Origin of the sequence: Parvibaculum sp., assembly GCF_019635935.1 — a bacterium.
Lineage (GTDB): Bacteria > Pseudomonadota > Alphaproteobacteria > Parvibaculales > Parvibaculaceae > Parvibaculum.
Window position 1 is genome coordinate 1,371,520 of record NZ_JAHBYN010000001.1, and the last position, 18,688, is coordinate 1,390,207.

Consider the following 18,688-nt stretch of genomic DNA (forward strand, 5'->3'; position numbering starts at 1 on the left):
GCTCACGACCCGGAGGTCGGCATGAACCACTCTGTCGCACGGTCGCTGACGGCGGGCCTCGCCCTGACGGCGATGCTGTGCGTGCCGGCGCTGGCGCAACGTGAAGACGAGCGGCTGGAGCCTCCGCCCTATACGATCCAGTCGCCGCCCATGACGTTTGAAGTCCCGTCGATGCCGCCGGTAATGGCGCCGCCCATGTCGGCGCCGATGTCGACGCCTGTGTCGCCGGGCGGAACGCCGCCCATCGCCAGCGGCGGCTCACCCTTTGTGGCGCCGGTCATTGCCGGAGCGCCCGCCAATCCGATGGCGCTGCTGAGCAACAGCGACCGCAAGTTCATCGACGAACTCGGGCAGCGGGTCGACAAGATGATCGACGAGATCGCCGAAGCGCAACGCGGCGTCGCGCCGATATTGAGGGGCCCCGACGTGCTGCAGATGGCGGCCGATGCCTATGCAAGGCGCGGTGTCGCGTCCTCCGCGCCGGGTTTCCAAACCGCCACGATGGCGTTCGCCGGTTCCGCCGTCTATCTCGCCGGGGGCCCGTCCTCCGGCGCCCGGCTCCACCGTGTCAGTCTCAGCGAAAGATCCCCTTTTTACGCCTACGACACGACTGACGCGCAGATCATCGAGAGATGGCTGCCCAAAAAGTTGACGGTGCCGGAACGGGACTACAGCCCTGTCAGCTTTTCGACATTGCCGTTTTCCCGGGCGGAACCGCAAAAAGACGCGATGCCATTGCTGCGGTCGGTGCCACGCAATGCGCCGATCGACGATGACGTGATTGATGGCGTGGAGCGCGGCTTCTTTACCCGCTACATCGAGATACTCCAACACTACCGCAAGGACCTGACCGCGCGCCCTTGGCCGATCCTCAATTCGCTGGCCGCGAGCGGGCATGCGGATGCCGATGCGCTGGCGCCGCGCCGTGGGACCGTGACGCTGCCCCGCCGCGTCCGCGACGTGCTGGAGGCCGAGGTCGCCTATCTGGAAGGCGGCCACAAGATCTGGAAGAGCACCGAGAAGGAACTCAAGGAGGAACTCCTGCCGGCCTATCGCGACGCGGTACTGGACGGGCTGGCCGTTCACGCACGTCACTTGCAGGACGTCGCGGCGATCCAGATGCGCTGGGAGGATTATCTGGAAACCGCCGTCCTCGAATACGCGAAGATCCCGTCCGACGAGGCGGGTGTCTTGCAGCGCAGGGCAAAGCGCCGGGAAATCGACGAGATGGCGGATCGTCTGGAGAGCGAGGGATGGCGGGAGGCAAACGACTGCGGCTCGGAGACCCAAAGCTGGGTCGGGTTTCTCGACAGGAATCCGAGCGTCGCCTTTGACGGTCACTACCCGCCGGACGGCTACCCTGTGGGCTGGGCATATCGGGCGCCGATTGCCGGCAGCATCGACATCTTCAGCGGACTTCCACTGACCATTCCCTACGACAGCGACGATGGGGGAATGGCGTCTCTGCCGAACCGATTGCGGTACGCAATCGACAGCAAGCCGCCCTGCATCGGCGAGCCCGAACCTGAAATCCCGGCGCGGCTTTCAATCGTGGTGCCGCGCTTTGAGGAAATGGACGAGCCCGCGCGTCTCGACGACGACGATCTCGCCGCGCCGATGCCGAAATATGTCTTCGAACCCGTGGACGGCATTCACTTCGGTCACCCCTTCCATGTCGAGGCGCTGTTCGAGGAGGATCGTCCGGGCAGCACCTACAATGTGCGCCTGAACGGCCGATATTCGGTGCTGGTCGAACAGACCGAAGAAAACCCGCGCCTCTATCGCAGCGCCACGCTGGTCCTGACCCATGCCGGCGTCACCTATGGGAGCGGGCGATGAAACTTTTCGGCTTCGACATTCCGCTTCCCGACCTCGCCACGCCGGCGGGCATGGCCGTGGCCGGCGCAGGCGGCGCGGCGGCGCTGGCGGGTGCAGCCATGCTGGCGATGGGCGCATTCGGCGACGACGATCTGGCGCCGGTCGATCTCGCCGGGAAATGGGAAGTCGCCTATCACGACCGCATTCTCGGCCGGGTGCGGGGCAAGGCGACGGTGGCGGACGGCGAAGGCAGCGCCGAAGTCGTGCTGACGCATCCCAAGACCAAAGAGGAATACACGCTGCGTTCAACCCGCTTCGCGCGCTCGGGCGACACGCTGAGCGTGACGCTCGAAGGCCAATGGCCCGGCGCGGAAGGATATGTCGAGCCGCCCCTCGGTGAGGCAAAACCTGTCGGCGCAGGCTCGCCCTATGAATGGCAGGGGCCGGAAAAGATCACACTGGCCCATGGCGACTCCGAGGAGACATTCAAGGTTCTGAAGGACCAGCCTGTCGGCAAGCACAAGGTCGAGATGGAGCTTTACATCGGCGACGAGGCGCTGACCGGAAGCTGGAAGCAATGGGCAAACGCCGTTACGGGCCGCGACGAAAGCGAGGGCGGCCGCATCGCCGATTTCCGCTTCGCGGGCGACGGCACCGGCCGCGCCTATCAGACCGGCATCGAGACCTGGTATCGCCCGCGCCCGATCATTCATGCGGTGGCGCCGAGCGAAAACCAGCTCGCCATCCGCGAATATCTCGGCGCGAAATTTCCCTACCCCTGGAAGGCGGACGGCTCATCGGTCGGAATTCTGATCGATCGCCGCTATTTGCTGGTCGTCGGCGACGAGCTGCCGACCGAAACCGGCGAGACGGCCGAACTGAAGTCGCTCGACGCCGATGTCGAATATTTCGTCGAGGCCAAGCGCTCGCAATATGGCGACCGCCCGACGGCGCAACTGATCCTCGACAACGCCTTCGCCCATATCCGGCAAAATCTGAAGCAGCAGATGCTGGCCGACGGCATCGGCAACGATGCTCTCCTTCAGGCGATGATGGATGCGATCTACAAGAAGGACTGGATCCTGATCCGCGCCGAGCTGAAGCGTCCGGCCGCGCCGGGCCGCAAGGGCTTCACGCTGAACGGCGCCGAGGGAAGCTGGGTGCTGCGCTATGGCGATTTCGTCGCCGATTTCGCGGTGACGCGGCCGGTCGGCGCCGAGACCGAAGGCGCCGACCATGTGCTGATCCCCGAAAAAATCTATCTGGAGTTTCGCACGGCGGCACCGCTTCTTACCGATGAGTTGCCAGTTCAGCTCTGGGTCAATGACGAAGTGCATGTCTTCGCCGGCAACCGCACGATCATGGCCAAGCGGCTGCCGCGCACCAAGGAAGACGACGAGGCGCTGGCCGAACTGCGCGAGGCCGTGCGCTTCGCCGGCGGCAATGTCGAAAACGTCAAGCCGATCCATATTTACCGGACGCCGCCCATCGGCCTTGTCGACAAGGGACAGGAAGCCGCCGGCGGCGCCATGGACCTGCCGGAGGTCGGCGACGACTGGCGCGTCGAGGTGAAGGACGGCGACACGATCCGCGGCGTCAGCGCCGCCACCGACATTTTGCGCACCGAGCCGTTCCACGCCCAGGCAAAGGTCGTCAATTCGCCGGCCGAGATTGTGCGGCACACGGCGCCGGGTCTCGGCGCGGCGCAGAACCTGACATGGACGCGCGCCGTGATGGAGGCGGCGCGTTGCACCGGAACGCCGATCGACACGCCCGTCGATTTCGACGCGCTGGCGAGGCGCAAGGCGGCAACATTCAAAAGCAAGGTTTATCTCGCGGACGCGGCAAAGCGCGCCACGGGCAAGGAGATGCTCGGTGCGATCGGCGGCGAAGGATGGCTTGCCAGCGGCGCCCGGCTTGGCCGCGACGCCGCCGCCGGCGTGATCCAGAGCCCGACCGCCTTTACCGGCGGCGAAACCTATGCGCTCGACATGCTGGTCGGCGACCACGCCGCCATGCTGATCCTGCGCGAAGCCTTCATCGAAATGATGACGCGCCAGATCGAGGATGTCGGCGCAATCCGCTCGGACGCCGCCATATACGGGTTCCGCGCCAGCGCCGAAATCCCCTCGTCCTACGCGCCGAACCATCCCTTCTCGACAATCGATGTCAAAGCGCCGAACGGCAAGACCGTCTCCTTCAGCTTCAGCTATGCAAGCGACGATCTGCTGAAGCAGGAACTCGGCCTCGATGCGGCCGCCGCCGAGGCGTGGCGCCTCGACGCGACGCGGCAGATGCTGCGCGAATATCTGGCCTCGCTGCGCGCGGCGCTTGGCGTGGCGCGGGCGATCAAGACCTGTGGCGAGCACCAGAAACTCGTCGAACTGACCGGGCGCGGCTTTGCAGCCGTCAATCGCTACGCCCGCAGCCGGTTGATGACCGCGCAATCCATCCGCGGCGAACGCGACGACGCCTGGAAGGCCGACCGCGTGGCGCGGGCCTGGATGGCGGGCGTGCCGGTATTTGCCGAGGCTCTCTCCGCGCAGCAATCGCTCTCGGCGCAGGACACCAAAATCATCGTTATCGCCGCGACCATCGGCACTTCGGCGGCGGCCGCGGGCGGCGGTCTCCTCGGCTGGGCGGTCGGTTACGAAGCGCTCTTTTTCAGCACCGTGGCGACGATGGCCGATGTCGCCAATGCCGCCCATGTGCTCTACACCGAGGTCGGCCACAAGCTGAACACCACGGCGGAAGTCCGCTTTGCGCGCGGCGCACATGCCGTACTCGGCGATGCGCGTCTCGAACAGGCGCTCGCCGAAGACCGCCACTGGGCCGAAATCTCCGCCGGTCTTTATCTCGATGTGGTGCCGAGCCTCGCTTTCACCTCCGGCGTGGATTTTCTGAAGGGGTTGAAGGATATCGGCGGGTCCTCGGCCGCCGTCTATCGCGGCGGCAAGCGCCTTGTCTCGCAGGCGCGCTCCATCGAACGCGGGCGCAAGCTGCTGGGCGAGGTGAGCGTCGGCACGGGCGTCGGCCAGGCCGCGCCGCCGAGACTCGCGCAGCTTGAGCCGCCGAAAATTCCGGCCGAGGATTTTGCGAAGAATTTTCCCGACGGCAAGGATGTGCAGCGCGCCTCGAACCTCGAACTCGACGACCTGATCGACCCGGCCAATCCCGGCAAGCTGCCCGATGTCGAGGATCTGACCAAGACGCAAGCCACGCCGCCCGCACAACCGCGCGCGCCACCGGAACCGTCCGGCACCGCCGCCAGCGACACGATCCTCGAAGGCGCGCCCGGTTCCTCCGCCGCCGGCGATACAATCATCGAGGGTACGCCCGGCGCACCGGCGACGCCCGCGCCGGGCAGCACCAGCGCCGACGACACGATCCGCGTCGGCCAGCCCGGCGATGGCGCGGCGCCCAGCTCGGGCGCGGACACGCAGCGCCTTCCCGAGGCCGACGCTGCGAGAGCCAATGCCGATCAACTCGACCGCATGCGCAACGACGCCAATGCCGGTTACGAAAAGGCCCGTGAGAATGCCCAACAGGCCTTCGCCGAAGGCCGGGACATCACGCCGGGCGAGGGCAACGAACTCCTCAAAGGCGCGCACACGGCTGCCGCACAAGAGGTCATCGAGACCGCGATCTCGGAAGCGCGCCGCGTCGGTCTGACGGAATCAGAAATCCACGCGATTATTTCCAAATACGACGTCGCGTCGGGGCGCGGCGACCTGATGCGCTTTGCGATGCTCGACGAGTTGCAGCGCACCGCTATACCGCGCGCTGGTCTTGAGATCGTCGACGGGCTCTATGCCGAGGATGTGCTGCAACTGGTGACGCGCAGCTATACCGGCGCGGCCACGCCCGCGGAGCTCGCCCTTCTGAAACGCTGGATCGACCGGGCCGCCGATGCGGGCGAGGATTTCTTCTCGCGTCTGCAACGGCAGGGCACTTACACCGATCTTGACGGCTTCGAGCATCTCGCCGACGCCGACGGCATTGCGAGCTTGCGGAAACTCGCCGCCGACAACGACCTGCTGCCGATGAGCCTGCTCGAAACCCAGGCGCTGACGGCGAGCGAGCGGCTGGCCGAAAGCTCGATCGGCAAGGTCCGCGGCCTGCCCGAACCGCAGCGCATCGACGTGGCCAACGCGATCTTCGATGCACGCCGCCTTGCCGCCGAAGCGGGCCTCAAGGCACTCGACGCGACCGAGCAGGCGGCGCTGCGCATCGCCGAGAGTGTCGTCGGCGATGCCGGCGGGGTGCCGGCCTGGGCGCGCGGCCTCGACCGGGCGTCTTATGAGAAGATTGCGCATCTGGGTGGCCGGGCGGACTTTCAGAAACTGATCGAAGCCGATCCGTCGATCCTTCGTCAGGCCGCCGGCGACCCCGATGTCCGCGCGGTGATCGAATTGCAGCCCTATCGCGATCCGGCCGAATTCCAGAAGGCACTCGCCAATGAGCGCAAGCGCGTCAAGCAACCCCTGCCCGGCGCCTTCGACGAGGCGGCCGAGGACCACTGGCTGCCCAAGCAAGTGATGAAGGACGGCAAGGAGCAGCCGGTCGCCTTCAAGCATGAAGTCCTGGAAGGCGACGGGAAGAAGTTCAGCACCGACAAGTTCCTCAATGGCGGCGACGACGTCGCGGTCGTCGAGCGCGAGCTCGGCCTTGCCGAACTGCCGGAATTCGCCGGCTCGAAGCAGATGACCTGGTCCTATATGGAGGCCAAGCTCCTGCCGGACTTCTTCGACAATGTGAATGTGCCGATGATCAGCGACCGCGGCACCAGCTCCGCCGCCATGCTCAACATGCGCGCCTTCCACAATCTCGACATTCCCTTTGGCGATCCGTCGCTGAAGCTGATCAAGATGTCGAATGTCGAAAACGCCAACACCAGCGTGCAGATCGCCTGGATGAAACGCGTCTATGGCGCGGACTGGACCAAATATCTGCCCAACACCCATTCGGTGCGCTATGCCGAATCGGCGCTCAATCAGGCCGGCTTCCGCATCAAGGAAGTGAGGCTGGGTAGCGAACCGCCGCTGCGGATGAACGCGCGCGGCATGGTGGAGGGCAATTTCTTCAAGGCCAAGGAAACACCGATGGAGTTCCTCGCCCGCTACGGCGTTTCGCCCAACGAGGCGATCGAGACCGGTCACGACATTTACATCGTCGTGGAGCCTTTCGGCGCCGCAGCCCCGCGTTCCGCATCGGCCGCGCCTTTGCGCCGAAGGCGGTGGGCGCTGTCCGGCTGGCGGCCCGTGCGGCGCACCTTACCGGTCAGGGCCGCGCAAGCTCGCCGATGAGCCATTTCTGGTGCGCGTGGATCGCACCTTCGAGATGGCTGAGGCGGCCGGCCCGTGCCACGCCGCTCATGAGGCCCCGCTGAACACCCTCGCAGGCGGGCAGATCTTCCATATGGACCGCGAAAGTGCCCTCGCGCAGAAAGGTTTTGAGCGTCTCGACGTCCGGCACGTCGAGCGACGCCGGATGCGCGAGGAGATAGACGGTGAGCTTGAAGCTGTCGACGCTCTCGATCTCCATGCGGTACCAGATGACACTGTCCGCAAGCACCGCAAGCAGCATCGAGGGATAGACGTTGAAGACGGAGAAGCCGCGCCGCGCACGCTCGGGAATGCCGTCGAGCGGCTTGAAAAGTGTGTCCGAAAGTCCGTCGTCCTTGTGCGGCATGCGCAGAGCCGCATAAGGCCCGTTCGCTTCGTCCGCATGGGAGATCGCGGCCGGATAGTTCGGCTCGAAGGTTTCCGGATGGATGGCGAAGTGGTGATAGGCCTCCATGAAATTGTCGGCGAGCACCTTCCAGTTGTAGCGCTGGTCGAACTCGATCCGGCCGACGACTTCCATCTCATCCATCTTCCAGGGCGTGAACTCCTCCGCGAGCGGCGCGAGCGCGTGCGACAGCGGCGCGGCCTCGCCGCTCAGATTGACGAAGATGAAGCCGTTCCAGAGCGCGCAGCCGAAAGACGGCAATGAGCAGTTTTCACGCTCGAAGCCATCGGCCCGCTCCATCAGCGGCGCCGCCATCAGCGAACCGTCAAGCGCATAGGTCCATTTGTGATAGGGGCAGGAAATCGTGCCCGAGCTTTCCGCCCCGCTGCCGAGCAGCATCCAGCGGTGACGGCAGACGGCGGAAAGCGCGCGCACCGCGCCGTCTTTCCCGCGCACGATGAGAAGCGGCTCGCCCGCGACATCGATGCGAAAGCGGTCGCCTGCATTGGGGATCTCCGAGGCCCGGCCGACCGCAACCCAGTTGCGGCGAAAGACACGCTCGCTTTCGAGCGCGAAGATCTCCGGCGACGTGTAGAAGCCGGGCGGCAGCGTGGACGCTTCGGCAAGAGGCCGCAAGACGACGTCCCGGCCTTCCTGCATGAGGCTTTCAAGCGATGCTTTCATGGGAACACACTAGTTTCGACCATGCGGCGAACCGCCCGTTCCTATTCCCGGACGATCACCGGCAGTTCGGTGATGCCGCGAATAAAGTTCGAACGCAGATATGCCGGCTCGCCGACGACTTCGACTTTCTTGAAGCGCTTCATGATCTCTTCCCAGAGAACGCGTAGTTGCATCTCGCCGACCCGGTTGCCGATGCAGCGATGAATGCCGAAGCCGAAGGAAAGATGATGCCGCGCGCCTTCGCGGTCGATCAGGAATTCGTTGGCACGGTCGATCTTGCTGTCGTCGCGGTTGCCCGAGACGTACCACATGGCAACCTTGTCCCACTTCTTGATCTGCTTGCCGCCAAGCTCCGTGTCTTCGAGCGCGGTGCGGCACATATGGGCGACCGGGCTCTGCCAACGGATGATCTCGGACACCATGTTGGGAATGATGTCCGGGTCCTGCTGCAGCTTGCGGTACTCATCCGGGAACTGATTGAGAGCCAGAACGCCGCCGGTGATCGAATTGCGCGTCGTGTCGTTGCCGCCAACGATCAGAAGCAGCATGTTGCCGAGATATTCGTTGGGCGACATGTTCCTGGTCGACTCGCCATGCGCGAGCAGCGAAATGAGGTCCGACCCCGGATTGGCCAGCCGGTCTTTCCAGACGCCGTCGAAATACTCCCAGCAGTTCCACAGCTCCTTGAACGCATCTTCCGGCGTCTCGAAATAGGCCGGGTCGCCGATCCGCTCGACCGTGTCGGACCAGTGGATGAGCTTGTGGCGGTCCTCCTGCGGCACGTTGAAAAGCGTCGCCAGCGTGCGGCCGGTGAGCTCGACCGAGACCTGGCGCACCCAGTTGAATTCCTCACCGCGCGGCAACGCATCGAGAATGAGCCCGGCGCGTTCGCGGATCAGCGGTTCGAGGTCGGCGAGGTTCTGCGGCGTGAACATCGGCTGCACGACCTTGCGCTGCTCGTCGTGCTTGGGCGGATCTTCCATGATGAACATGGGCAGATGGGTCAGCGGATCGGGCTCGCCCTCGACGCGCATCCCGCCGAGGCGGATGCCGCCATTGCGGATGTCGGAGGAGAAAATCTTGTGATTGGTGTCGACATGCATGATGTCGGCATATTTCGTCACCGACCAGTAGCGGCCGTAAGGACCCGTCTCGTTCAGATGCACCGGATCTTCCTGGCGCAGCCGTTCGAAATAGGGCAGCACCTTGTTGGCCGCGAAAAGTTCGTCATGCGCGGGGTCGAGTTCCTCAAGCGGGATCGACCACGGGTCGCGGTTGACGTCGATCTTCCACTTGGAGGCCATTTCGGCATTCTTGCGGGTGTAGTCGCGACCGGGCGCCGCCTGCCCATTCGCCGCCTGTCCTGTCGCCGCTTGATTGTCGCTCATCGCCTGTCTCCCTCGGATGCAGCCCCGGCCGGGACTTTAACATCCAATCGCCGGAAAAGCGGAATCCAACCGCAAGCTGCGCGGCATTGCCGCAGTGTCGGGCGGGAGAAGTTGCGCGGCTGAACGCCGGTGTTATTCCGGCGCGCGTTCCCAGACCAGCGTTTCGCCGAAAATCGGAATGCCGACATAGGGCCGGAGCTTCAGCCGGTTGGCGTCGAGCATCTCGATATTGCAATCGTAGCTTTTGTCCTTCGCGCGGCTATAGGCTGTTCCCGACCATTTGCCGCCGCCCGCCGCCTCAAAGTCGATCAGGATTTTGGTGACGGAACCGGCATCGCCGTCAGGATTCGAGAGGATTTCGACGACAGTGCCGCACAGCGCATCGCCGCAGGGCGCAATCTCGACCACGGCGTCCTCCTCAGGCGCAATCCAGCGGCCCTCCGGGCCTTCAAGTGCAGTGGCCCGCACAGCAAGGAGCAGAGCGGCGACACAAACGGCAGATGCGATGCGCATTGAAAATTCCTCCCCCCAACGATGCGTTTATAGCTCGCATCGCCGGGTGTGAGGGTCAACGGGCAAAAGCCCGCCGCACGGGAATGTGATCGGCAGCGGATGCCTCAGTTGGGCCAGTAGATATATTCGTCGTCTTCCGCTTGCCGCTCGCGCAGGCTCTTGTCGATCGAGACCGGCATCTCGACGCGCGACGGCCAGCCGGGCGCCTTCTGCTCGGCATTGTGGGCGTCGAGCAGCGCCGCAAGCTCGGCGACCTTTTCCGGACGTCCGGCTGCCAGGTTGTTCAGCTCGGTCGGATCGCTGTCGAGATCGAACAACCAGACCGCGTCGGGCCTTTCGGTGCGCTGCAGTTTCCAGCCCCGATGCAGGACCGTCTGGTAATGGCCGCTGCGCCAGAAGAGCGTTTCATGCAGCGGACTTTCGGCATCTTCCAATACGGTCAGCAGATTGCGGCCATCGACGATCCGGTCATCGGGCACCGGCACGCCCGCCACCGCCGCCGCCGTCGCATAGAGGTCGAAATGATGCACCGGGTGGCTATATTCCAGCCCGGCCTCGATCTTCGCCGGCCATTTAAGGAAGAAGGGCACGCGGATGCCGCCGCCGAAGAAGGTCGCCTTCCAGCCGCGATAGGGCTGGTTGATTTCGGGCAGACCGATGTAATGCGCGCCGCCATTGTCGGAGGTGAAGATGACGAGCGTGTTCTCCTCAAGCCCGTTCCGCTTCAGCGCATCCAGCACCTCGCCGACACCACGGTCGAGCGCGCGGATCATCGCACCATAGACACGCAGCGTATGATCCTCGATGTGGGAAAGCGCGTCATAGTCTTCCTGCGTCGCCTGCAGCGGCGTGTGCGGCGCCCAATGCGCGAGGTAGAGGAAGAAGGGGCGGCTCTTGTTCGCTTCGATCGCCTTCACCGCCTCGTTGGTGAAATAGTCGGTCAGATAACGGTCCGGCTCAAAGCGCGGGCCGCCATTCTTGCGCACGGCAAAACGCATATTGGCCCAGAGAAAGCGGTCGATCGGATCGAAATCGTTGCGCGCCTCGACCGATGCGGGATCGTCGAGGTTGAGATAGAGGCCCGACGCCATCAGCAGGCTTTCATCGAACCCCTGGTCGTAGGCAGCCATGCCGTTGGTTTCGCCCAGATGCCATTTGCCGATATGGATGGTGCGGTAGCCGGCATCCTGCAGCAGGTTGCCCATCGATATTTCGCTCTGCGGCATGCCCATCTCGGTGAAATGAAGCTCCTCGCCTTCCGCGTCGCGCAGCACGGTGTTGCGCAGCGCCGTTTCATCCTCGGCGGCGAAACGCGTGGTGATGCGCGCCATGCCGGGCGGCATCGGCGTAAATTCGAAACCGAAACGCGTCGGGTAGCGTCCCGACATCATGGCCGCGCGCGAGGGCGCGCAGGTGCCGCTGCCGGAATAACCATGCGAGAGGACGAGACCGGCTTTCGCGATCGAGTCGATATTGGGGGTCGGCACCGAGCCGCCGGCGACGCCGCCTCCGTTTAAGGTGATGTTGTTCCAGCCGAGATCGTCGGCGACGATCAACACGATGTTGGGCGGACGGTTCTCGGCCGCGGCCTGAGGCGCGTCGGGCCCCGCCGCCCATTCGACTGCCCGGTTGGGGCCGATCGGATCGCGCCAATCCATCATCATGGCCGGAAGCTGGATCGCATAGCGCTCGAAGGCGAACCAGCCCAGCGCCACCGCCGCAATCAGCACACCGCCGCCGATCGCAAGCCCTCTCTGTCCGATTTTCATGGATCCAACCTCCCCTTTCCTCTTTGGCCCCGGATTTTAATGAAACGCATTAACAGGTCAAGCTTGCGGGCGGTGTGCCTGTTCACCCGCCGACCGGGGCCGTGAGCCGCTGTACAGCGCCGCGTCTGGCGCGGGCGGGCCCCGCCGCTATAATCCCGGCCTCAAAACACCAGAAGAATAACCGCCGGGAGGCCCCTCCATGACCAAGATCAACGATGTCGCCACGCTGGAGAAAGAAGGCGAGATCGCCGTTCTGACGCTGAACTCGCCGCCGGTGAACGCCCTGTCCGGGCCGGTGCGCGAAGGCATCAACAACGGCATCAAACAGGCGATCGACGACGCGGACGTGAAGGCCATCGTTCTGATCTGCGAGGGCCGCACCTTCATCGCCGGCGCCGACATCACCGAGTTCGGCAAGGCGCCGTCGGGCCCGAGCCTGTTCGATGCGCTGGCGATGATCGAACACGGGCCGAAGCCCGTCGTCGCGGCAATCCACGGCACGGCATTGGGCGGCGGCCTCGAAGTGGCGCTGACCTGCCATTACCGCGTGGCGGTGCCGTCCGCCAAATGCGGGCTGCCGGAAGTGAACCTCGGCCTCCTGCCGGGCGCCGGCGGCACGCAGCGCCTGCCCCGCATCGTCGGGCCGGAGAAGGCACTCGAAATGGTGACGAGCGGCCAACATGTCGGCGCGAAGAAGTGCCTCGAAATGGGCCTCGTCGACGACCTCGCCGAAGAAGGAAAGCTGCGCGAAGGCGCGGTCGCCTTCGCGAAAAAGATCGTTGCCGAGAAGCGGCCGCTGAAGAAGGTGCGCGACCTCAACGAGAAAGTGGAAGCGGCGCGCGGCAAGCCGGAAATTTTCTCCGAATTCCGCAAGGCCAATGCCCGCAAGTTCCGCGGCTTCCTGGCGCCCGAATACAACATCCAGTGCATCGAGGCGGCAGTGAACCTGCCCTTCGACGAAGGCATCAAGGTCGAGCAGAAGCTGTTCCGCGAACTGGTGACCGGCACGCAGTCGGCCGCGCAGCGCCATGTCTTCTTTGCCGAACGTCAGGTCTGGAAGCTGCCGGACGTGCCGGCCGACACGCCGACGATTCCTGTGAACAAGGTCGGCATCATCGGCGCCGGCACAATGGGCGGCGGCATCGCCATGAACTTCCTGAATGTCGGCCTCCCCGTCACCATCGTGGAGACGAAGCAGGAAGCGCTGGACCGGGGCATCGCCACCATCCGCAAGAACTACGAGAATTCGGCCAAGAAGGGCCGCTTCTCCATGGAGGAAGTCGAGAAGCGCATGGGCCTGCTGACAGGTTCGCTCGACATGAACGCGCTCGCCGACAGCGACCTCGTGATCGAGGCCGTGTTCGAGAACATGGACATCAAGAAGGAAGTGTTTTCGAAGCTCGACAAGATCGTCAAGCAGGGCGCCATTCTCGCGACCAACACCTCGGCCCTCAACATCGACGAAATCGCCACCGCCGTGAAGCGGCCGGAAGCGGTGATCGGCCTGCATTTCTTCTCGCCCGCCAATGTGATGCGGCTTCTCGAAGTCGTGCGCGCCGACAAGACCTCGAAGCCCGTCATCGCCACCTCGATGCAGATGGCGAAGAAGATCGGCAAGATCGCCGCTCTTGTGGGCGTCTGCCCCGGCTTTGTCGGCAACCGCATTCTCGCCCAGCGCCAGCGCGAGGCGCAGAAGCTGATCCTCGAAGGCGCGATGCCCTGGGATGTCGACCGCGTGCTCTACGATTTCGGCCTGCCGATGGGCCCCTTTGCCATGTCGGACCTTGCCGGTCTCGATATCGGCTGGTCGAAGGAAAAGTCGAAAGGCGAGACGATCCGCGACAAGCTCTGCGAAATGGACCGCCGCGGCCAGAAGACAGGCGCGGGCTTCTACGATTACGACGAGAACCGCAACGCGAAACCTTCGCCGGTCGTCGAGAAAATCATCCTCGATCACGCCGCCAGCAAGGGCATCAACCGCCGCAAGATTTCGGACGATGAAATCCTCGAACGCTGCATCTATCCGATGATCAACGAAGGCGCGAAGATCCTGGAAGAAGGAAAGGCGATCCGCTCCTCCGACATCGATATCGTGTGGATCAACGGCTACGGCTTCCCGGTCTATCGCGGCGGCCCGATGTTCTATGGCGACACGGTGGGCGCAGACAAGGTGCTGGCCAAGATGAAGGAGTTCCAGGCGCAGATGGGCGACGACTTCAAGCCCGCCGCGCTTCTGGAAAAGATTGTCGCGGAAGGCAAGAAGTTCTCGGACTTCTGATCGAATGAAGAACGGGGCGGCCCGCAAGGACCGCCCCGAACTGTTTCCGGCGGGGAGAATTTTGATGAGCGACAACGAAAAAATCATTCGCGACTTCGTCGACGCCTGGCCGCGTCTCGACGTGGCGGAAATCGTCGGCTATTTCGCCGAGGACGGCGTCTATCACAACATGATGCTGGAGCCGGTGAAGGGGCGCGAGGCGCTGACGGGCTTTATCGGCGCCTTCGTCGCCAACTGGTCCGACACGAAATGGGAAATCCTCAACCTCGTCTCGCGCGGCGACATTGTGATTGCCGAACGCGTCGACCGCATGAAGGTCGGTGGAAAGCCGGTAGCGCTCCCCTGTTGCGGCGTCTTCGAAATGGAAAACGGCAAGATCAAGGTCTGGCGCGACTATTTCGATCTCGGCACATTCACCAAGGCCGCGAGCTGACCACCGCCTAGAAGTCCCAGCCGGGGCCCGGAATGGCGCGATAGGCCTGGGTCAGCGCATCCGACCATGAGCGGCGCAGATCGGCGAAATAGGGATCGTCGTCCTTGATGCGCCGTTGCAGCGCGACCTTCAGCGCCTTGCGGCGATAGACCATCAGGTCGATCGGCATGCCGACCGACAGGTTGGAGCGCATGGTCGAATCCATCGAAATCAGCGCCAGCTTCAACCCGTCGCCGAGATCTGTGTCGTAGTTCAGCGCCCGGTCGATGATCGGCTTGCCGTATTTGTGTTCGCCGATCTGGAGATAGGGCGTGTCTTCCGTCGCCTCGATGTAGTTGCCGGCCGAATAGATCTGGAAGAGCCGCAGCTCGCCATTGCCGACCTGCCCGCCGAGCAGGATCGAGACGTTGAAGTCGCCGGCCTGTGCCTCAAGCGAAGGCCCGTCGGTGCGGTAGACATCGCGCACCGCCTGCCCCATCAGCTGCGCGGCGCGCACCATGGTCGGCACGGTGTGCAGGGTTTCGAGTTCCTCGCTATCGCCGAGCCTGACCCCCTGCTCGACCGCGCGGTTGACCGCCGCCTGGCTGACCGCGAGATTGCCGGCCGTCATCAGCCCGATCACGCGGTCGCCCGGATGCTCGATGACGCTCAGTTTTCGGAAAGTGGAGATATTGTCGACGCCCGCATTGGTGCGGGTGTCCGCCAGCATAACAAGGCCGCCTTCAAGCCGAAGCGCGACGCAATAGGTCATCGAAGTCTCCCGATCTCATCCGTTTCTTGTCGTCAGGGCCTGCGCTATTGCTGCGCCGCTCCGTCGTCCACCTTGAGGCGCACCTCGAGTGTTTCCTCGCCGCCGCCACGCCGGCGCCCCCGGACGGGCGAGGCCTCCAGATAGTCGAGACCGCAGGCGACCCGCACATGGGCTTCTGTCGGGCAGATACGGTTGGCGACGTCGAAGCCGACCCATCCGAGGCCATCAATACAGGCTTCAGCCCAGGCATGGCTAGCCTCATATTCGGTGTCGCCCTCGAACCAGAGATAGCCGCTGACATAGCGCGCCGGAAGGCCGAGATGGCGGGCGGCCGAGAGAAAGACATGGGTGTGGTCCTGGCAGACGCCATAGCCGTGGGCCAGCGCCTCGGCCGCGGTCGTCGCGGCATGGGTTTCGCCGATCCGGTAGTCGATGGCATCGCGCACCGCATCCATCAGCCGGTGGGCCAGATCGAGAGGCGTGCCGTCCGATGCGGTTTGCGCGGCGGCGGCCAGCGCGCGGATCGCTGCATCGAGCGCCGTCAGTTCGGTCTGGCGCAGGAAGTAAAGCGGTGGCAGCGGCTCCGACGTGCCGGCAACGACGCCGCCGGCATCCGACGTCTCGACCTCGCCCTCGACGCTGATCGTCAGCGCCTCGTGCAACCGGTCGAGATAAAGCATCTGCAGGACATTCCCGTAGGCGTCACGGCTTTCGCGAACCCGGCCAGCGGGCATGGCGGTCACCCGCCAGGAGAGGACTTTCTGCCCGGTATGGCCCAACGGAACGAGCCGGAGCGCCTGCACCGAATAGTTGGCGGGCCCTTCATAGCGATAGGTCGTTTCCTGACGGATCAGAATTCGCATTTGATCATCATATCACATCAGGTAGCCGCGGCTGATCTCGACGCCGAGCCGGTCGTTCTGGGCGATGTGTTCGGTCAGGAACTCATGCAGGCCCTGCCGGAATACGTCCTCGATCTTGCCGAAGCGCAGGCGCGAATGAACCTGACCCGCCATGCGATGCGCTTCGTTGCGCTGGCCATATTCCTCACCGAGCTTGTCGAGACAATCTTTCATTTCGGCCGCGCAGCTGATCAGCGAACGCGGCATTTCCTCGCGCATGATCAGAAACTCGGCGATCAGCCAGGGCTTCAGGCCTTCCTTGTAGACCGCGTGATAGCTGCGATAACCGGATACCGCGCGAAGGATCGCCGCCCATTGATAGTAGTCGATTCCGCCGCCGACCTCGGCATGTTCGGGCAGCAGCAAATGATACTTGACGTCGAGGATGCGCGCGGTGTTGTCGCTGCGCTCGATGAAGGTGCCGAGCCGGGTGAAGTAGTAGCTGTCGCGGCGGAGCATGGTGGCGACGGTGCCGCCGTGAAACAGCAGCGACCGGTCTTTCACCCAATCGAGAAAGCGGTGAAGCCCGCTGCCGCGCACCCGCGCCTCGTTCCACCCCGGCAATTCGAGCCACGCCGTGTTGAGGCTTTCCCATTGCTCGGTGGTGAGCGCGGTACGAACGGCGCGCGCGTTGCGCCGCGCCGTTTCGATGCAGCAACGGATGCTCGACGGGTTGTCGGGGTCGAAAGCGAGATAGGAAATGACGTTCTCGGGCGTTGCTTCTTCGTGCTTTTCGTAAAAACCCTCCTCACAGCCCGACACGACCACTGTCGAATGCCATTCGCTGCCATCGGCATCGACAGTCGAAGGCATCAGCGACAAGCGATCCGTGACCCGCAGGATGCGCGCCAGGTTCTCGGCGCGCTCCATGTAGCGTGCCAGCCAGAACAGATTGTCGGCGGTGCGGCTCAACATGGGCTCATCCCTTCAGCACCCATGTATCCTTGGTCCCGCCGCCCTGGCTCGAATTGACGACCAGCGACCCTTCGCGCATCGCCACGCGCGTCAATCCGCCAGGCACAACCCGCATGTCGGCGCCCGAAAGAACGAAGGGCCGCAGATCGACATGCCGTGGCGCCACGCCCTCGTCGACAAAGGTCGGACAGGTCGAGAGCGCCAGCGTCGGCTGGGCGATGTATTTCTCGGGCATCGTCTCGAGCCGCAATGCGAATTCGCCAATCTCCTCTTTTGTTGCCTTGGGGCCGACAAGCATGCCGTAGCCGCCCGAGCCGTGAACTTCCTTGACGACAAGCTCATGCAGATGAGCGCGCACATAGGCAGCCTCGTCCGGCTCGCTGCAGCGCCAGGTAGGGACATTTTTGAGGATCGGCTTCTCGCCGAGATAGAACTCGATCATCTTCGGCACATAGGTGTAGATCGACTTGTCGTCGGCGATGCCGGCACCGATTGCGTTGGTAAGATTGACGTTGCCGGCGCGATAGGCGCTCATCAGACCGGCGACACCGAGCGCCGAATCCGGCCGGAAGGTCAGCGGATCGAGAAAATCATCGTCGACCCGGCGATAGATGACATCGACACGCTTCGGTCCCTGTGTGGTGCGCATGTAGACAACGTCGTCCATCACATAGAGATCGGGACCTTCGACAAGCTCGACGCCCATCTGGTCGGCCAGAAACGAGTGTTCGTAATAGGCGCTGTTGTAGATGCCGGGCGTCAGCACCGCGACGGTCGGCTCGCCGATGCAATTGCGCGGCGCGACCGACGAAAGCGTCTTCAGAAGATCGTCGCAATAGTGGTCGACCGGCGCAACATTGTGGCGCGCGAACAGATCGGGGAACAGCCGCATGGTGATTTCGCGGTTCTCCAGCATGTAGGAAACACCGGAAGGCGTGCGGCAATTGTCCTCCAGCACGTAGAACTCTTCCGGCCCGACGCGGACCATGTCGATACCGGCGATGTTGGTGTAGACATTGTGCGGAACGGCGACGCCCTGCATTTGCGCACGCCATGTTTCGTTGAGCAGCACCTGATCGCGCGGCACAACGCCCGCATTCAGGATTTCCTGCGCGCCATAGACGTCGGCAATGAATGCGTTCAGCGCCTTGACGCGCTGCAGGAGCCCGCTCGAAATCTGCCGCCATTCGGCGGCTTCCAGGATGCGCGGGATGATGTCGAAGGGAATAATGCGCTCCGGATCGCCGCCTTCGCCATAGACCGCAAAGGTAATGCCGATACGGCGAAAAAACGTCTCGGCCTCGTCGCGCCGGAGGGTCAATATCTCGGTCGGCGTCTCGTCGAGCCAGGCTTGCAGCGTCCGATAGGCCTGCCGGACCTCCGCGCCCCGGGATCCCATTTCGTCAAAGAAGGCCGACGCCATATTGCTCCTGTCGTTTGCGGCGAATTTTTTCGCCCGTTGACCCTACAGGGAGAGCAAGAGTGATGCCATTCCCGGAAATGTGGC

12 protein-coding genes are annotated in these 18,688 nt (G+C 63.8%); 4 read left to right on the forward strand and 8 right to left on the reverse strand.

What is annotated here, in order from left to right; translation table 11 throughout:
* Window positions 1-21 precede the first annotated feature (21 nt).
* Complete coding sequence (locus KF719_RS07010; RefSeq protein WP_293508003.1) at window positions 22-1,839, forward strand: hypothetical protein; 1,818 nt, start codon at window positions 22-24, stop codon at window positions 1,837-1,839.
* Window positions 1,836-7,124: a hypothetical protein gene (locus tag KF719_RS07015; RefSeq protein WP_293508004.1), complete on the forward strand. Its 5,289-nt coding sequence runs from the start codon at window positions 1,836-1,838 to the stop codon at window positions 7,122-7,124. Before KF719_RS07010 ends, KF719_RS07015 begins: the two co-directional genes overlap by 4 nt.
* On the opposite strand, the gene KF719_RS07020 is transcribed toward KF719_RS07015, so the two are convergent.
* The 4 genes from KF719_RS07020 to KF719_RS07035 all read right to left on the reverse strand — a co-directional run bounded on the left by KF719_RS07020 (window position 7,099) and on the right by KF719_RS07035 (window position 11,902).
* Complete coding sequence (locus tag KF719_RS07020) at window positions 7,099-8,232, reverse strand: aromatic ring-hydroxylating dioxygenase subunit alpha (RefSeq protein ID WP_293508005.1); 1,134 nt, start codon at window positions 8,230-8,232, stop codon at window positions 7,099-7,101. The genes KF719_RS07015 and KF719_RS07020 overlap by 26 nt on opposite strands.
* 41 nt (window positions 8,233-8,273) lie before the next feature.
* Window positions 8,274-9,536, reverse strand: coding sequence for a cytochrome P450 (locus KF719_RS07025; RefSeq protein WP_293510602.1), 1,263 nt, complete (start codon window positions 9,534-9,536; stop codon window positions 8,274-8,276).
* Between the two features lie 216 nt (window positions 9,537-9,752).
* Complete coding sequence (locus KF719_RS07030; protein WP_293508006.1) at window positions 9,753-10,133, reverse strand: DUF2147 domain-containing protein; 381 nt, start codon at window positions 10,131-10,133, stop codon at window positions 9,753-9,755.
* A 104-nt stretch (window positions 10,134-10,237) separates the two neighbouring features.
* Entirely contained in the window at window positions 10,238-11,902 is a 1,665-nt protein-coding gene (locus KF719_RS07035; RefSeq protein ID WP_293508007.1) for a sulfatase-like hydrolase/transferase, read from the reverse strand.
* Window positions 11,903-12,110: 208 nt separating this feature from the next.
* On the opposite strand from KF719_RS07035, the gene KF719_RS07040 reads away from it, so the two are divergent.
* The gene (locus tag KF719_RS07040) at window positions 12,111-14,180 is read left to right on the forward strand and encodes a 3-hydroxyacyl-CoA dehydrogenase NAD-binding domain-containing protein (RefSeq protein WP_293510604.1); all 2,070 of its coding nucleotides are present in this window, start codon (window positions 12,111-12,113) and stop codon (window positions 14,178-14,180) included.
* A 64-nt stretch (window positions 14,181-14,244) separates the two neighbouring features.
* Window positions 14,245-14,613, forward strand: a complete 369-nt coding sequence (locus KF719_RS07045) for a limonene-1,2-epoxide hydrolase family protein (protein WP_293508008.1) — start codon at window positions 14,245-14,247, stop codon at window positions 14,611-14,613.
* A gap of 7 nt (window positions 14,614-14,620) precedes the next feature.
* On the opposite strand, the gene KF719_RS07050 is transcribed toward KF719_RS07045, so the two are convergent.
* From KF719_RS07050 to KF719_RS07065, 4 genes are read right to left on the reverse strand one after another with little or no spacing between them, the layout of a single operon-like run.
* Window positions 14,621-15,364, reverse strand: a complete 744-nt coding sequence (locus KF719_RS07050) for a peptidase (RefSeq protein ID WP_293508009.1) — start codon at window positions 15,362-15,364, stop codon at window positions 14,621-14,623.
* Between the two features lie 44 nt (window positions 15,365-15,408).
* Complete coding sequence (locus KF719_RS07055) at window positions 15,409-16,227, reverse strand: transglutaminase family protein (protein ID WP_293508010.1); 819 nt, start codon at window positions 16,225-16,227, stop codon at window positions 15,409-15,411.
* A gap of 12 nt (window positions 16,228-16,239) precedes the next feature.
* Complete coding sequence (locus KF719_RS07060) at window positions 16,240-17,181, reverse strand: alpha-E domain-containing protein (protein WP_293508011.1); 942 nt, start codon at window positions 17,179-17,181, stop codon at window positions 16,240-16,242.
* Window positions 17,182-17,185: 4 nt separating this feature from the next.
* The gene (locus tag KF719_RS07065) at window positions 17,186-18,604 is read right to left on the reverse strand and encodes a circularly permuted type 2 ATP-grasp protein (protein ID WP_293508012.1); all 1,419 of its coding nucleotides are present in this window, start codon (window positions 18,602-18,604) and stop codon (window positions 17,186-17,188) included.
* Window positions 18,605-18,688: the final 84 nt, after the last annotated feature.

Coding starts and splice junctions, on each gene's coding strand:
- KF719_RS07045 (WP_293508008.1), top strand. CDS start 14,245: ATGAGCGACAACGAAAAAATCATTCGCGACTTCGTCGACGCCTGGCCG.
- KF719_RS07025 (WP_293510602.1), bottom strand. CDS start 9,536: ATGGCCTCCAAGTGGAAGATCGACGTCAACCGCGACCCGTGGTCGATC.
- KF719_RS07050 (WP_293508009.1), bottom strand. CDS start 15,364: ATGACCTATTGCGTCGCGCTTCGGCTTGAAGGCGGCCTTGTTATGCTG.
- KF719_RS07065 (WP_293508012.1), bottom strand. CDS start 18,604: ATGGCGTCGGCCTTCTTTGACGAAATGGGATCCCGGGGCGCGGAGGTC.
- KF719_RS07015 (WP_293508004.1), top strand. CDS start 1,836: ATGAAACTTTTCGGCTTCGACATTCCGCTTCCCGACCTCGCCACGCCG.
- KF719_RS07030 (WP_293508006.1), bottom strand. CDS start 10,133: ATGCGCATCGCATCTGCCGTTTGTGTCGCCGCTCTGCTCCTTGCTGTG.
- KF719_RS07060 (WP_293508011.1), bottom strand. CDS start 17,181: ATGTTGAGCCGCACCGCCGACAATCTGTTCTGGCTGGCACGCTACATG.
- KF719_RS07020 (WP_293508005.1), bottom strand. CDS start 8,232: ATGAAAGCATCGCTTGAAAGCCTCATGCAGGAAGGCCGGGACGTCGTC.
- KF719_RS07035 (WP_293508007.1), bottom strand. CDS start 11,902: ATGAAAATCGGACAGAGAGGGCTTGCGATCGGCGGCGGTGTGCTGATT.
- KF719_RS07055 (WP_293508010.1), bottom strand. CDS start 16,227: ATGCGAATTCTGATCCGTCAGGAAACGACCTATCGCTATGAAGGGCCC.
- KF719_RS07010 (WP_293508003.1), top strand. CDS start 22: ATGAACCACTCTGTCGCACGGTCGCTGACGGCGGGCCTCGCCCTGACG.